Raw genomic sequence first — 676 nt, 5'->3', positions numbered from 1 at the left:
ATCGCGGTGTTTGATCTAACGACGAAGGATCCGGAGATCTACGGCACCCAAGACCCAGCGACGCTGGATCTGAGCTACCACTTAAGCGAGGCAGATGCCTTGGCAGGAGTGATGCCTATTGTAACGCCAACGGCTTTTGTCAATACGACCAACCCACAGACGATCTGGGTACGTTTGTTTGACCCAATAACGGGCTGCGCGAGTGTGGGCAGCTTTGAGCTGATTGTGAGCTTACCACCGGTGATTGCCGCACCAGGGGATCTGGATGCCTTGGAGCGTTGTGATGACGAGACCGCAGATGGTTTTGCGAGCTTTGATCTGACTCAGGCAGAGGACGATATTACCCTAGGAGCGCCAGGCTTATTGGTACAGTACTACACCACAGAGACAGACGCACAAAACGATACGGATGCTATAGACCCAGCCACGGACTACACCAACACGGTGAACCCACAGACGATCTGGGTTAGAGTGACAGACGGCGACACAGGCTGTGTATCGTTCACGACCTTAACAATTAGAGTATTGCCTAACCCATCTCCAAACACAGATCCCGATCCGATCGAGCTGTGTGACGAAGTAACGGTAGGTGATGGGATAGAGGTCTTTGATCTGACCCAAAGAGAGGCGGAGATCATTGGCGGAGAACCCGGAGTATCGGCGAGTTATTATGAAA

The 676-nt window shown here is 52.5% G+C and carries 1 pseudogene; it reads left to right on the top strand.

Features of this window, described 5'->3' with window-relative positions:
• Positions 1-676 (top strand): annotated as a pseudogene (locus POW22_RS10340) (hypothetical protein); the annotation flags it as partial.

It is taken from the genome of Gilvibacter sediminis, assembly GCF_028561565.1.
In the GTDB taxonomy this organism is placed as follows: domain Bacteria; phylum Bacteroidota; class Bacteroidia; order Flavobacteriales; family Flavobacteriaceae; genus Gilvibacter; species Gilvibacter sediminis.
Note: the sequence above shows the minus strand (reverse complement) of the source record. Positions and strands in the feature narration are given on the sequence as shown.